General features: G+C 65.2%; 14 protein-coding genes. 6 read left to right on the plus strand and 8 right to left on the minus strand.

The genetic code is table 11. The features are described 5' to 3' along the window. Window positions 1-98: 98 nt before the first annotated feature. From EV190_RS16705 to EV190_RS16715, 3 genes are all read right to left on the minus strand, one after another. The gene (locus EV190_RS16705) at window positions 99-515 is read right to left on the minus strand and encodes a hypothetical protein (protein ID WP_243742618.1); all 417 of its coding nucleotides are present in this window, start codon (window positions 513-515) and stop codon (window positions 99-101) included. 12 nt (window positions 516-527) lie between these two features. Then, complete coding sequence (locus EV190_RS16710) at window positions 528-1868, minus strand: hypothetical protein (protein ID WP_133742512.1); 1341 nt, start codon at window positions 1866-1868, stop codon at window positions 528-530. 82 nt (window positions 1869-1950) lie between these two features. Continuing rightward, on the minus strand, window positions 1951-2964 hold the full coding sequence (locus EV190_RS16715) for a MinD/ParA family ATP-binding protein (RefSeq protein ID WP_243742619.1): 1014 nt from the start codon (window positions 2962-2964) through the stop codon (window positions 1951-1953). 260 nt (window positions 2965-3224) lie between these two features. Between EV190_RS16715 and EV190_RS16720 the strand changes: the two genes are divergently transcribed. The 6 genes from EV190_RS16720 to EV190_RS16745 all read left to right on the plus strand — a co-directional run bounded on the left by EV190_RS16720 (window position 3225) and on the right by EV190_RS16745 (window position 9189). Beyond that, window positions 3225-3593 carry a hypothetical protein gene (locus tag EV190_RS16720; protein ID WP_133742513.1) on the plus strand — a complete coding sequence of 123 codons (369 nt, stop codon included), beginning with the start codon at window positions 3225-3227 and terminating at the stop codon, window positions 3591-3593. A 505-nt stretch (window positions 3594-4098) separates the two neighbouring features. Further along, on the plus strand, window positions 4099-5409 hold the full coding sequence (locus tag EV190_RS16725) for a polymorphic toxin-type HINT domain-containing protein (protein ID WP_133742514.1): 1311 nt from the start codon (window positions 4099-4101) through the stop codon (window positions 5407-5409). Window positions 5410-5415: 6 nt separating this feature from the next. Further along, window positions 5416-5751: a hypothetical protein gene (locus EV190_RS16730; protein WP_133742515.1), complete on the plus strand. Its 336-nt coding sequence runs from the start codon at window positions 5416-5418 to the stop codon at window positions 5749-5751. A 351-nt stretch (window positions 5752-6102) separates the two neighbouring features. Next, complete coding sequence (locus EV190_RS16735; RefSeq protein WP_243742620.1) at window positions 6103-8130, plus strand: polymorphic toxin-type HINT domain-containing protein; 2028 nt, start codon at window positions 6103-6105, stop codon at window positions 8128-8130. Then, a complete protein-coding gene (locus EV190_RS16740; protein ID WP_133742516.1) occupies window positions 8123-8641 on the plus strand; it encodes an SMI1/KNR4 family protein in 519 nt (172 codons plus the stop codon). Before EV190_RS16735 ends, EV190_RS16740 begins: the two co-directional genes overlap by 8 nt. A 59-nt stretch (window positions 8642-8700) precedes the next feature. After that, window positions 8701-9189, plus strand: a complete 489-nt coding sequence (locus EV190_RS16745; RefSeq protein WP_208113215.1) for a hypothetical protein — start codon at window positions 8701-8703, stop codon at window positions 9187-9189. Window positions 9190-9215: 26 nt separating this feature from the next. Here the strand turns inward: EV190_RS16745 and EV190_RS16750 are convergent, their stop codons facing one another. From EV190_RS16750 to EV190_RS16770, 5 genes are all read right to left on the minus strand, one after another. Continuing rightward, window positions 9216-9992, minus strand: coding sequence for a hypothetical protein (locus EV190_RS16750; RefSeq protein WP_133742518.1), 777 nt, complete (start codon window positions 9990-9992; stop codon window positions 9216-9218). 25 nt (window positions 9993-10017) lie between these two features. Then, window positions 10018-10680, minus strand: coding sequence for a C40 family peptidase (locus EV190_RS16755; RefSeq protein WP_243742621.1), 663 nt, complete (start codon window positions 10678-10680; stop codon window positions 10018-10020). Between the two features lie 27 nt (window positions 10681-10707). Further along, a complete protein-coding gene (locus tag EV190_RS16760) occupies window positions 10708-11226 on the minus strand; it encodes a hypothetical protein (protein WP_133742519.1) in 519 nt (172 codons plus the stop codon). A 59-nt stretch (window positions 11227-11285) separates the two neighbouring features. Continuing rightward, entirely contained in the window at window positions 11286-12299 is a 1014-nt protein-coding gene (locus EV190_RS16765; RefSeq protein WP_243742622.1) for an OmpA family protein, read from the minus strand. 196 nt (window positions 12300-12495) lie between these two features. Next, complete coding sequence (locus EV190_RS16770; protein ID WP_133742520.1) at window positions 12496-13203, minus strand: pilus assembly protein TadG-related protein; 708 nt, start codon at window positions 13201-13203, stop codon at window positions 12496-12498. Between the last annotated feature and the right edge of the window lie 43 nt (window positions 13204-13246).

A 13246-nucleotide genomic window follows, 5' to 3' on the forward strand; every position in this document is an offset into this window, starting at 1 on the left:
GAAACCGTGATTCCAGGGCGATAACGTCAAGGTCATCGACAGAAGTACAGCGTTTCACTCCGGATACGCCGATGCTCGGCCGACCCGTCCAAGCCCTGTCAACGGCGCGGCGCGGGATCCCGTGCGTCGGTGGTCCGGCGCAGGGCGCGGACCAGCAGCCACCCGGCCACCGCGCCGACCAGGGAGAGCGCGGCGGGAACCAGGAAGACGCCCCAGTCCGGGGACCCGCCGGCGGCCAGGACCGCGGCGTCGGCGATGACGGCCGCGAGCGGGCCGCCCAGGACCGCGGCGGCGTTGCGGCCGGTGCGCAGGCGCCACGGGGCGCGGTGCGCCAGCGCCGCCAGAACGGCGGCCGACAGAGTGCAGACGAAGCCGACGCCGCCGTGCCAGAGCACGGCCCCGCCGAACGAGGACAGCTGCTCGGGGGACGCCGCCTCGACGACGACGACCGCTCCCACGGTGTTGAGAACGAACCAGGCGGCGAGGCCGACCAGCCACGAGATGATCAGATCCATGCGTTCCTCCACTCAGGCACAGGTGTCGTAGGGCACGTACTCGCGGACGCCGTCGCTCGGGGCGCCCAGATACTCCGCGCCGTTCACGGCCATCGACTCCCCGCCCCAGGTTCCGCCCAGCCCCAGGCTCACACCGAGCTTGGCCCCGGCGGACACGTCGTAGACGTTGTTCTCGTTGTCGTAGTGGACGCGGGAGGTGCGTCCGTTGTCGAAGAGCCATCGCTCGAACGGGCTCGGGTCGTCGCCCAGTTCGGTGGGGGCCATCGAGTCCCAGGTCAGCGGGATCACCTGGTCGGCGGCAACCAGGCCGAGCCAGTCCTCGACCATGGCCTGCTCCTCGGGGGTCTCCACCGTGACGCTGGTGGTGGTCACCGTGGAGGTCAGGCCCGTTGCCTGGGCCTGGGAGAGGATCAGGCGGGTGATGCCGCCGTCCTCGTCCCGGACGACGGACATCGTCCCGGTGCGGCCCGCCGCGGGCCTGCGCTTGTCGACGACCCAGTTGGCGTTGATGTGCGCGGTCCCGCCGAGTTCGTAGGTGGTGATCGTGCTGCCGTCGCGCGAGTCGCTGGACTGGCCGAGTACGCTCTGCACACCGACCCCGCCCTCGATGAGCAGCTTGGGGTTGACGCTCCAGCCGTCGATGCCGCCGGTCGACGGCTCGCCCTCCGCCTCGTCGTCGCGGTCCCTGCCCAGCTTGAGCCCCGCCATGGCCTGGGCGCTCACACTGGTCTCGACGGCCCGGCGGGTGATGTCCGGTTCGGGCAGGTCCGGCCCCCAGATCTGCTCGACCCCCCACCCGATGATCGGGCTGACGCTCTTGGTCAGCTCGATCTTCTGCTGGGTGCGCAGGTCGTCGGCGAACCCCGCGGCCTCCTCCGGGTCGTCGAACACCCAGGTGCTGCCGTTCGGCAGGGACACGCCGCCGCCCACGCTGATCTCCGCGCCGAGCTGGAAGACCTTCCCCACGTTGACGTTGGCCCCCGCCCCCAGCGACGCCTCCAGCTTGGAGTTGTCCACGAGCGTCAGCCGGGTCTCCCCGTTGGAGTAGGTCTCGGTGATGAAGGAGAACTCCTCGCCGAGGGTGAGGACCACCTCGACCTGGTAGCCCGACACGTCGGTCAGCCTGGTCTGCAGGCAGCGCTCGGGTTCGTAGTCCTCGTCGGCGGCGACGTCGTCGGGGTCGGCACCGCAGTCCTCCAGGGCCAGCGCCATGCAGATGGCGCGTTGGATGCCCTCGGAGACGGGGTTGGGCAGGGCGAGGAGCAGGACCGCCGCCACGACGGCGGAGACAAGGACGACTACGGCGACGTACTCGGTGAGGCTGCCACCGGCGTCGCCCTGTTGGGGGGCCATGCGGTGGACTGTAGAAAAGGTGCGAATCGGGCGAGTAGAAGCTCAGGACCCTATCGGTGGTGGGCCCAGGGGCCCTGTCGGATCACCGGAAGGCGGAGGCGATCTCGGCGGCCAGTTCGAGGTAGGCCACGTGGGTGCCGGGACGCAGCCGGGCCAGTTCGATGGATGCGCCCTCCTCCAGATGCGGGTCGTCGGGGACGCGCAGGACCCGGCGGCAGCGGCCGGAGAAGTGGTCCTCCAGCTGGTCGAGGTCGACCCCGGTGCTGCTCCCCGGGGTCCGGGAGATGACGGCCACGGAGTCCCGGGCGAGGTCGGCGTGCCCGTGCTCCTCCAGCCAGTCGAGGGTGGCGGAGGCGCCGCGGGCCCCGTCCACCGAGGGAGGGCAGACCAGCACCAGCTGGTCGGACAGGGTCAGGATCGCGTGCATCGCGGGGTGCAGCATGCCGGTGCCGCAGTCGGTGACGCAGATGGAGTAGAAGCGCTCGACGATCCCCGCGGCCCGGCGGTAGTCCCGGTCGCCGAGGACCCGATGGGCGTCGGGGTCCGCCCCCGAGGCCAGGAACTCCAGCCGGGACGGCGACTGGCTGGTGTAGCCGCGCACGTCGGAGTAGCGCTCGACGGTGCTCCAGCGGTCGACCAGGTCGCGGACCGTGCGCCGGTTGCGCAGTTCCGGGGGCAGGCGGTCGGCGAGGGTGCCCCGGTTGGAGTTGGCGTCCACCGCGATGACCCGGTCGCCCCGCTCCTCGGCCAGCACCGACCCGAGACCCACCGCGGTGGTGGTCTTCCCGGCCCCGCCCTTCATGCTGAGCACCGCGACCCGGTGGTGGCCGCTGACGACGGGAACACGCACCCGCTCCCGGAGCTCCTGGCGGCGCCGTTCGATCCTGGAGTCACCCGGGTTGATCAGCCCGCCGCTGACCGTGAACACCGCGCGCCGCCACCCTTCGCTGGGCGCCCTGCGCACCGGTCGCAGCAGCGACTCGGAGGTCAGGTCCGCGGCGGTTCCCGGCCGCGGGGCGTCCACGGGCGGCCGTGGAGCCCCCGGGTAGAGGCTGTCGCCGTCGGACTCGGGCCGGTGGGGGGAACTGGAGGACACCGTCGCCTTTCTGCCACCGCGACCGACGGGCCGCGACCAAGGGGAGCGCCGCCCGATCCTACGCGTCCGGGACGCGAGGGGCACGGACCGGTCGGGCCAGACCCAAAAATAAGCCCACTGGCCGGGAACGGCCACCGGGAACGGATCTCCGTCGCAGGGACCGAAATCCCCGGTTGCGCACCACAGAGTCACGGTACAGTCACCCAGACCGCCCCCGACCGCCCCCCGACCGCCCCCCGACCGAGCCCCGGAGCCCTCACATGTACCGGAAGCCCCCCAAGGACCTCAGGATCGCGCGCGTGCTCCTGTTCGTGGTCGCCGGAATCTCCCTCGCGGTGTTCTGCGTCGGGGCCGCCTTCCTCCCCCTGACCCCTTCGGTGCTCGCGGAACTGACCTGGATCCTGGTTCCCGGGGTGCTCTCCCTCGTCTTCGGGGTGCGGATTCCCAAGGGTGGCAGGCCGCTGTTCTGGTCGATCGTCGTCCTCCAGGCGCTGTTCGTCCTGTTCTCGCTGGGTGAGCTCGGCCAGGGACCGAGGGGGCTGACCCAGATGCTCTTCCCGGTCCTGATCCTGGTGTTCGTACTGCGCAGACCGTCCCGGGACTTTCTCGGCGGACGCGCCGAGGCGTAGCCGGCGCCCCGGCCCGAATCCCGGGCCCAGCCGGAGTGTCCACTTCAGGCCATCGGTTTGGGCCCGGAAGCCCTTATACGTTCCGTAGTGACCTGGTTACCTTTATCCGGCTCTGTGTTCCCCCTGATAGGCCGGTGAGTTCTCGGTGCTGCGAAGGATCCATGACCCCGAACGGGGCGCGTCGATTCTCGAGTACGCGGCGGTCATGGCCCTGGTGGCGGCCATCGCCGGGGTGCTGTTCGCCAGCGGTGTCGCGGAGGCGGTCCGGGACGGGGTGAACGACTCGGTCGCCCTGGCGCTGGGGGGTGAAGGCACCCCGGGAGGCGGGGGAGATCCCGGGACGGGCCGGCCGGAGCCTGGCCGGGAGCGGGGCGGCGGGCAGGGGGAGCCCTCCGGAGAGGAGGAGGGCGAGCCGGCCGGTTCCGAACGGGGAGGCAGGGGCGGCGACACCCCCAGAGGGACCCCGAAAGGGGTGGCGGACGGCTGGAGCCTCACCGGTGAGCAGGTGGGCGACTACTACGCCGACCTGCTGTGGAACCACCCCAGGGAAAACCTCGTGGGAACGATCGAGAGCGTCCTCGACCCGCTGGGCACGATGGACGCGATGATGGACGGCGTCGTGGACACCGCCGTGACGATGCGGGACGAGTACGCGGAGAACAGGCGGGCGGCTCTGGACCAGCTCCTCTCCGGTGACGTCCTCGGCGGAATCGGCACCTACGTCGGCGGGAGTCTCCGGATCACGGTCTGGGACAACCCCTACAACGGGCTCGCGATCGCCCGGGGCCTCTGGGGGAGCGCGAGCGAGCACGTCGAGAACGGCGAGTACGGACGGGCCGCCGCGGACGTGGCGTCGGAGGTCCTCGGCTGGGTGGGGCCGGGAAGGGTCGGCCGGATCCTCGACATCCTCAAACGCGGCCCGGACGCCCCGAGCGCCCCGGACCGGCCGGGGAGCCACCCCCAAGCCGGAGCCGACGACCCGCCCGACACCACGGGGAGGGACGAGGAGGGGGCGACGAGAAGCCGGCCCGAGGAGGGCGAGAATCCCGGCGTCTCCTGCCCGGTCGGCGCCAACAGCTTCGTCCCGGGCACACTCGTCCTGATGGCCGACGGCGGTTACCGGGCCATCGAGGGCATTGACGCGGGTGAGCGGGTGTGGGCATTCGACCCGGCCACAGGCGAGGAAGGCCCCCGGGTGGTCACCGACCTGATCACCGGCGGGGGCGCCAAGACCCTCGTCGACATCACCGTCGTCGACGACACCGGCGAAGCCGGCACGGTCACCGCCACCGACGAGCACCCGTTCTGGGCGGTGGAGCGGGCCGAGTGGGTCGCCGCCGTCGACCTGGAACCAGGAGAGTGGCTGCGCACCTCGGCGGGAACCTGGGCCCAGGTAAGCGCCGTGGAGACGCGAGCAGTCCCCGACCAGCAGGTGCACAACCTCACGGTCGAGGACCTGCACACCTACTACGTCGCGGTCGGCGGGGTCGGGGTACTTGTCCACAATGATGGTTGCACTCCCATTCGTGACATCGTTACTGACGAAAACGGTGGTCTCATCGGTTGGGAGAACAGCAGGGGCGTTCGGGTCGTCACTCCGCAGGAGCTCCAGGATGTTAGGGCGAGGTTGCGTGAGGAGTACGGAGACCCCACCGTGCGGGAGGTTCCGGGAAAGGGAACGGTTGAGGTCTGGGAAGTCGAAGGAGGGAAGATCAATTACCGGAATTTCAGTAGCTCAGGCGGTTCGAATGATCCGACTATCGATTTCTCTGGTTTTTCGGATTTAGGGATGAAGAGATTGCATTCCGAGGAGTAGTCTTAGGTGGGTTTCAGTCGCGAAAAATATCAAGAAGAACTCGGTTATCTGGTGGATTATGCCAAGGTTGATTGGTTGAATTTTTATCCGATAGAGGGCGCTGCCAGGGTTCTTGTCGGCTCGGAAGCTTCTGGCGAGTGCTGTAGGAAGGTGGTGTTGAATTTGATAGGGGACATGTTTGATGCCGGGATTCGCCCCATTGACCTGACTCCGCCGCCGGGGCCGCCGTTCGTTTCATGGGCTACCGACAAGGAGCAGACTCTGCGTCGGATTGCCAGGGAAATGGATGAACGTGAAAATTCGATCGATTTCATAGACATTTGCTGGTTCACGTTTGTTTGAACAAAGGTTTTTGGTTGTGAAGTGGGCTCATCGGGCCTTGTTTTCCTGTTGATGATCTTGGCGTTGGTGTTCCAGAATTGAGGATTTTGGAACGCCAACGCCAAGATCATCAACAAAGGCGTGGTGTTCTACCGGGGACACGTCGCACGGGCTCGGAACGGGGGGCATCTCGTCTGCGGACAACCGAACCGCCTGCTCCACGGCCCACATTAGGTCCCAGGGCCCTTCCCTGGATGAAGGAAGGCGTTTTAGATTCAAGGGGTTCGCCATTTCATCCCATCGGTGTGCCAGTTACAGCGGAGCCTCATGACCCCCCAGACCCCCCGTGCGTTGCGGAACGCCCGGCTGCTGATGTTCGTCAGCGCCGGGATCACCTTCCTCATGGTCATGGCCGGTCTCATGGTGTTCTGGACCGGTTGGGAGACATTGGGGGGAATGACCTGGGTGGCGCTGCCCGGGGTGCTGCAGTTGGTGTTCGCCCTTCGCCTCCCGACCGGAGGACGAGGGCTGTTCTGGGCGGTCGTCGTCCTGCACGCCCTGCTGGCCCTGCTGGCCCTGTCGAACCTGGCCGCCGGGATGCCCCAGGGGCTCACGCAGCTGGTCATCCCCGTTCTGGTGCTGATCGGTGTCACCCGTCCCGCCTCCCGCGCCCATTTCGGCTCCTCGCGGCCGCCAGGACCGCGAGGGAGGGGCCGGGGGTTGCTGCGCCGGATCCACGATCCCGAACAGGGCGCCGGCTTCACCGAGTACGCGGCCGTCATCGTCCTGGTGGCCGCCATCGTCGCGGCCGTCATGGTCACCGACGTCGGCGCCCAGGTCCGCACGAGCATCGACGACAGCATCGACTCGATCTTCAACGGAGGCGAACCGGGCGATGGCCCGGACATCGCGGACGGGAACGGGGATACCGACCCCGGTGGGGGCGTGCCTCCGGAACAGCGAGGTGACGTCGTCCAGATCTCCGACACGTCCGACAACGACGGTGGTGGAGACGACGGCGGAGACGACGGCGGAGACGATGAGGACAAGGGGCCTCTGGACCACGTCGGGGGCTTCTTCGGCGGTGTCTGGGACGGAATCTCCGGGGACGTCGAAGGAGCCATCGACCTCTTCACCACCAACCCCGTCGACACCGTCACCGGAATGTGGGAGGGGGTCACTGAGGACCCGCTCGGCCTGCTGATCAGCCCCGAGGCGCGTGAGGCGTGGAAGAACGGCGACTACGGAGATTCCCTGGGGCTGGGAGCGTGGGACGTCGGCTCCTGGTTCATCCCGGGCGCGGGCTGGGCCGCCAAACTCGGGAAACTCGGCAAGCTCAACACTCCCGACGCCCCGGACCGCCCCGACGCCGACAGCGACAACAGCCCTGACAGCGAGGGCGACAGCGAGGGCGGCAACGAGACGGACGCGCCGTCGTGTCAGCGCAGCAGTTTCGTTCCGGGCACGCTGGTGCTGATGGCGGACGGGTCGTACGAGGCGATCGAGGAGGTCGCGGTCGGCGACCTGGTGTACGCCTTCGACCAGGTGAGCGCGAAGGAGGGACCGCGCGAGGTCACGGACCTGATCTCCAGCGACGGCGAAAAGACCCTCGTCGAGGTCACGGTGCAGGACACCGACGGCCAGGGCGGCGTGTTCACCGCGACGGCCGAGCACCCGTTCTGGGCCCCGGAAGCCGCCGAATGGGTCGACGCCGCCGACCTGGAACCGGGGGAGTGGCTACGCACCTCGGCGGGGACCTGGTCCCAGGTGAGCGCGGTCGACGTCAGAACCGTCCCCGACCAGCAGGTCCACAACCTCACGGTCGAAGGGCTGCACACCTACCACGTCGCCGTCGACGGGGTCGAAGCGCTCGTCCACAACAGCAGCACCGGTCCGTGCATCAGCGAAACTCATCCGATTGAGATCCCTGCCGGCAGGGAAGCTGCAGAGAGATGGCGGGAGAAGTGGGCTGACGAGGGCCAGGCGCTTAGTCGAAATAAAAACGTTGGAGTTGCGGACGTCCATATCGAGGGCATGCCTGAAGGGCAGTTGGTGGGGGTTAGTGGTCAGGCTGGCAGGCCTGGAAGCGTGACTCTGCCAGAAAACCCTCGCTATGCTCCTAAGGGTGACGTCAGACGGGACGGCAGTCCTGGGAATAGTCGCGAATATGATTCAGAACGTCAAATTCTGGAGCACTTGGCGGATCAGTTGAATCCTCGGGATGCTAATGGAAATATTACATCTCCTCGGATGGATGTAACCGGAGAAATCCACCTCTACACTGAGCGTCCACCGTGTAATTCCTGTGGTCGTGAGCCAATGGGTAGTGATCCCGGAGGGATCATTCAACAGTTCCGACAGGAATTTCCAAACGTCGAGGTTGTCGTTACCTATGAGTGAGAAGCTGGTTTTCGACCATGTCGGGTTCAAGGAGAGGATGATCGACCTGGGGGTGGCTACCTCTGAAGAGATTCAGGGGTGCAGCGACGGCGAGATCGCCGAGATGCTTTCGACAAAGCGTGAGGTTGATGTTCCGGATTCCTATGTTAAATTTATGAGCCACTTTGGCAGGAGGGCTGGCTATCTGTTTCGTGGGACGGATTTCTATTATCCTTCCTGTCTGGATTTCAATGATTATGCTGAAGAATTTTCCCGCGATGATGATCCGGGCCTTGTGACTCGAGACCGTTTTTTCTTTTCGCTTCATCAAGGGTACGAGCTGTACTTTTTCGAGAGTGGCAACGAGGACGTTTGGTCCTATATTGAGGGAGATGGCAGGTCGAATAAAATTGCAGAATCGTTTCCTGCATATTTGGAATATTCCATTAATTTTCCAAATTCTCATTGGAATTCACTGCGGGAGCAGGACAGGAAAAACCGTGAGCTGAAGAAGAAGTGTCCTCCTGGATGAGTCTTGCGGACATGAGTGTCAGACGACCAATTTGGAGAGACCGGGACGATCCCGGGTTCGTGCGTGAATGGCGCGAAGGGTTGGGCGGGTCGGACACCCTGACCCCGACGGCGTTCATCGACCAGGAGGCGGGGTACCCGTACGTGGTCGCGGCAGCGTGGCTGTTCTGCCCGCAGACCTTCGAGTACCGCGGCGGGGTCTTCCTCGCCGGGGTCCGTGCGGAGACCGTCGACCGGTGGATGGAGGAGTTCGGCGGAGACGTCGGCCGGGTCGAGGCGATGGTCAACCAGACTTCGTTGTTCGACGTCTTCACCAACGTCGCGGTGGACTCCTACGGCGAGGAGAACCTGACCCGGTTGGCCTACGCCATAGGGGAGTGCTGGCAGGGGGTCCTGCAGCGCCGCTATCCCGAACGGGACATCGTGGTCACGGTGGCCGACGAACCCGACGGGGCCTACGGGCCCACGGTCTCCTTCGCGGAGGCTCCCTGCCCGGGGCCGGGAGCCGGTTCCGTGGACGCGGGCCGCCCCGGTCCTCCTTCGGCCTGACGGGACCGCTCCGGCCCTCGCCCCCTTTACTCGCCTTCCTCCCAGGGGAGGAAGCCGCTGCCGAACTCGTAGCAGGGGGCCTCGTACATGGTGACCGGTTCGGGGTACGAGGCCCCGCCGTCGGTGCTCTCCGAGCAGCGCCACGGTTGGTAGCTCGCGCTGTCCGGGTCGAACCGGTGGAAGAACTTCACGTACCGCTGGGCCCACTCCGGGTTGTCGTCGCCCAGGTAGCCGACGACCTCCACGCTGCCGTCGCCGTCCAGGTCCTCTGCCTCAACACGGCTCTGCCCGGCGGTGGCGGGGCCGACGAGCCCGAAGCCCTCGATGCTCTCGGGGAGGTCGGGGCGCAACCAGGAGACCTGCTGCATCCCTGCCACCCCGCTGTACCTGGTGAGCAGGAAGAACGTGCCGTCCTCGGCGAGGTGCCAGCTGTCGTCGAAGTCGGCCGGGGGGAGGGGGGTGAAGCCGGTCGGCGCCTCGTTCATGTTGCTGGCCAGAACCTCGTCGTCGCTGTCGCGCAGGAGGAAGACCCGGGTGGTCCGGGTCGCTCCGGTGACGGGATGCGCCTCGAGTTCGGCCTGGGCGACGAGCAGACGGGCGGGGGTGTCCTCGTACGTGAGACCGGGGACCACGTGGACGTCGTCGGAGCAGCTGGTGCATCCGAGATCCCTGACGAGTCGGGCTTCGGGGGACAGCGGTTCGGCGGACGCGTCCGCTCCGGTGGTCCCACCGGAGGACGCGCAGCCCGCCGCGGCGGCGAGCAGGATCGCCGCGGTGGCGGTGCGGACGCGGAGGAAGCACATGTCCAGTGGGGGTCTCCGAAAGGGGTCAGGCCGCCTTCTGCGGGACTCGGCCGGCGCCCACCCAACGGGACTCCCAGTAGGGGTTGCCGAGCACCTGAGTGACGTTCACCGGGTTCCCGGCGTGCACCATCATGTTATTGCCGATGTACATGCCGACGTGGGTGGGAGGGGGGCCGGGGATGGTCTGGAAGAAGATCAGGTCCCCCGGAATCAGTTCGGCCTTGGACACCGGGGCCAGCGCCGCGTGCTGGGGCCACGTGGTGCGGGGGATCTGCACGCCTGCGGCTGCCCAGGCGCCCTGGACGAGACCGGAGCAGTCGTACCCGTGCGGTCCGGTGCCACCCCAGACGTAGGGCAGTCCCTGCTTGGACAGCGCCCATTGGATGGCGACCTTGGCGTCGCCTTCTCCGAGGACCTCTCCGCCGTAGTGCCCGGCGAAGGTGAACTCGTACTCCTCGGGCTCCTCGGGACGCTGGACGTCGGTCCAGGTCTCGCCACCGCACTCGGGCCCCTCCACGAGACAGGTCATCTCGCGGACGTTGTCGTGGAAGGTGTCCTGAACGGGGGACTGGAGAACCGCGGTGATGATGCTGGCCGCCAGCATCGTCACGACCGCGACCTCGACGAAGGAGGCACCGCGATCGTCTCGAAGTCGGGAATAGGGGTGTTTCGTCGGGGGTCTCGCCACCAGAAAGCTCCTTGTCTTTCAGGCAGGTCAGCTGACAGGGACATCCTTGATCGGGAGGAACCCGGGGATTTCTACGGTTACCTCATTGGTTTCTTTGGGGAGCCGATAAGAAGCCCAATAAGTGTTCTGGAAGCCAGGAGAAGTGAGTAGATGGAACATTGTCGGATTATGATCTGCTCCTGCGCAGACGCAATCCTGATCTGAATCGATGTAAGGGTTGAAGCGGATTCCTTGGGATTCATCAATTAATACCAAGCCGCTTCCTGTAGAAGATCCAGGATAAATATAGGTCTTATTTTCCAAAAATCCTAGGCTGATGTCCGCATTGCTGTTGTTTTGAAGTGTCCAAATAAGGAGGGCGTAGTCTCCTGTTTCGTTGCGTTTGAGTTCTCTGATTTCAATAATCGCGCCTTCCCATGTGCTATTGCTAGCTTGGCTGGAGCCGATAGAGGGAAGGTTTGAAGAATTTGAGGGAGATGTCGATTCGCTTGGTTGTTCATTTTCGCTGGCGTATGCAAAAGAGTTGGTCAGTAGCGCTGCAGTCATGACTCCTGTCAGGGAGATTGCTGCAAGGCGAGATAGGTTTTGTTGGAACACGGAGTCCTCTATTTTGCGAAGGTTATAGTGACGCGTCGGTTCTTCTCTCGGCCTTCTTCTGTTGTGTTGTCACCTATGGGATTGCTGGATCCGTGGCCAGCTACTTCAAAGGAGACTCCCTCGCGGGTGATGAGTTCTTCGAGCCTTTGTTTCACGGCTATTGCGCGGTCATTTGAAAGAGGGATATTGATGGCGTCGTTTCCGCTGTTGTCGGTATAGCCGTCGATCTGCACAATGGTGGCAGAGGATGCGTTAATCTCTTCGGCAACAGCTTCCAGAGCTCCGTCGGCTTCGGATGTCAGCTCCGACTGGTTCAATTCGAAGAGGACGTCGGACGAGAGGAGTACCTGGGCCTCATCGCCAGAATCCGACCTCGATGATCCACTGTCGATATCGTCCTCGAAAGCCCTGATGTCGAGGATACGAGGCTCCCCCACCGGTGCGTTGGCGATGTCGTTGTTGACGGTGACTGCCTCGGTTATCGGAATATCCAGGAAGTCTGGGGTCACTGGGGTGGTGACAACCACCTGATCGGTGCCAGAGGGGGGAGCCGGGAACGCGACCCAGGTTTCAATGGTGCCACCGGGGGGCAAGGACTCACTTCCTGCCCAAGATGAGCAGTGGCAGGTCTTGCCGTCGGTGAGTTTCAGCGGCATGTAGCGCTTCTGGTTCGCCGTGTCGATCAGGGAAACCCCGTCGGGTGAGCTCGCCTGGCCTCCGAGCTCGGTAAGGCTGTGCATAACCTGGGCGTTTTCGGTTCCGTCATTGGTTACAGCCATGCTCAGCACGACCATCTCGTCACTGTGGCGCTCCAGCGAGAAGATATCGAACCTTAGGTTGCTTCCCTCGGCACTGGCGCTGTAGAGCGACGTGGCGATGGCTTGCTTGCCGTCGGAGGGTGCTTCAGAACCGTTCCCCGCAGTGTCTTCCGATGGAGAAGGGGCACTCGGATCACTCGGAGCGGACACGCATGAGGAAAGCAAGGTTGTGCCCAGTGCGATCGGCAGGCACAGCCTGGCCACACGGAGGAAACCGGAGGCAGGGGGCGGTCGATCCACGGTGCAGCCTTCCAATCGGGTACGCATCGGGTCGTCAGCTTAGCCAACTGGCGCGAATGAGGTCTACAGAGGGTGATCGGGGAGAGCGAGAACGGTAGAACCAGATCAGAGCAAAATGTATTAAATTTTCAAGTGAAGCTGATATCCGTTAATACGTTTGCTATTGGGATGGTGAGGGAGATGGTTCCGAGGGCTGATCGCTTGTGCCGAGAGGCTTGTAGAGGTACTGGCCCTCCTCGCTGACAAGTCGGATTTCGATGACCTGTCGGGCGTGCTGAACGCTCTGGATGACCTGACCCTCGCACTCGACACCGACGATCTGGTACTCGACGCCGAAGACGTAGTCACAGTTCGGGATGACCATTTCGGCGATCGCGGAGGCGTTGCCCACGCTGACAAGGCCCTCCTCGTCTTCTCTCTCCTCCTCGGGAGGGCAGACCAGGTCCGACCATTCCCGGCCGCGATCCTCCTGTAGTTCCTGTCGGCAGTTCGCGCCGCTGACCTCCACCCGGACATAGTTGCCGATTTGCCCCATGGTGTCGTCGCTGGCCCGGATGCTCTCCAGGACCGCGCCGTTCTTCTGGGCGTACCTCTCCGCCGTGGTGCGCCCGAGCGCGGGCTCGTAGAGCGGGGAGACCGGGATCTGGTTCCGGGCCAGCATCTCGGCCGCGTTGTCGCGGGCCACGGTCACCGCCGCCAGCGCGGCGGAGTCGGCCGCGGTCTGCACTCTGCTGCGCCACTGGTTGGCGTCGCCCAGTCGGATAAAGAGGAGGGTCAAGGCGAGCAGGGACAGCGTCAAGCCGACGAGCAGGAACAGGTTTGCCTGTCCTCGCTCGTCGGCTGGGAATACTCGGGATCGAGACTTCATGTGGGAAGGACCGTCCGAGAGGATCGAGATCCGAATGAGGGGA

This window comes from Actinorugispora endophytica, from assembly GCF_004363075.1.
Lineage (GTDB): Bacteria > Actinomycetota > Actinomycetes > Streptosporangiales > Streptosporangiaceae > Actinorugispora > Actinorugispora endophytica.

What these genes read in the sequence shown, in the direction of transcription:
- EV190_RS16705 (WP_243742618.1), bottom strand. Translation starts at nt 515, where the DNA reads ATGGATCTGATCATCTCGTGGCTGGTCGGCCTCGCCGCCTGGTTCGTT.
- EV190_RS16710 (WP_133742512.1), bottom strand. Translation starts at nt 1,868, where the DNA reads ATGGCCCCCCAACAGGGCGACGCCGGTGGCAGCCTCACCGAGTACGTC.
- EV190_RS16720 (WP_133742513.1), top strand. Translation starts at nt 3,225, where the DNA reads ATGTACCGGAAGCCCCCCAAGGACCTCAGGATCGCGCGCGTGCTCCTG.
- EV190_RS16735 (WP_243742620.1), top strand. Translation starts at nt 6,103, where the DNA reads ATGTTCGTCAGCGCCGGGATCACCTTCCTCATGGTCATGGCCGGTCTC.
- EV190_RS16740 (WP_133742516.1), top strand. Translation starts at nt 8,123, where the DNA reads ATGAGTGAGAAGCTGGTTTTCGACCATGTCGGGTTCAAGGAGAGGATG.
- EV190_RS16750 (WP_133742518.1), bottom strand. Translation starts at nt 9,992, where the DNA reads ATGTGCTTCCTCCGCGTCCGCACCGCCACCGCGGCGATCCTGCTCGCC.
- EV190_RS16760 (WP_133742519.1), bottom strand. Translation starts at nt 11,226, where the DNA reads ATGACTGCAGCGCTACTGACCAACTCTTTTGCATACGCCAGCGAAAAT.
- EV190_RS16770 (WP_133742520.1), bottom strand. Translation starts at nt 13,203, where the DNA reads ATGAAGTCTCGATCCCGAGTATTCCCAGCCGACGAGCGAGGACAGGCA.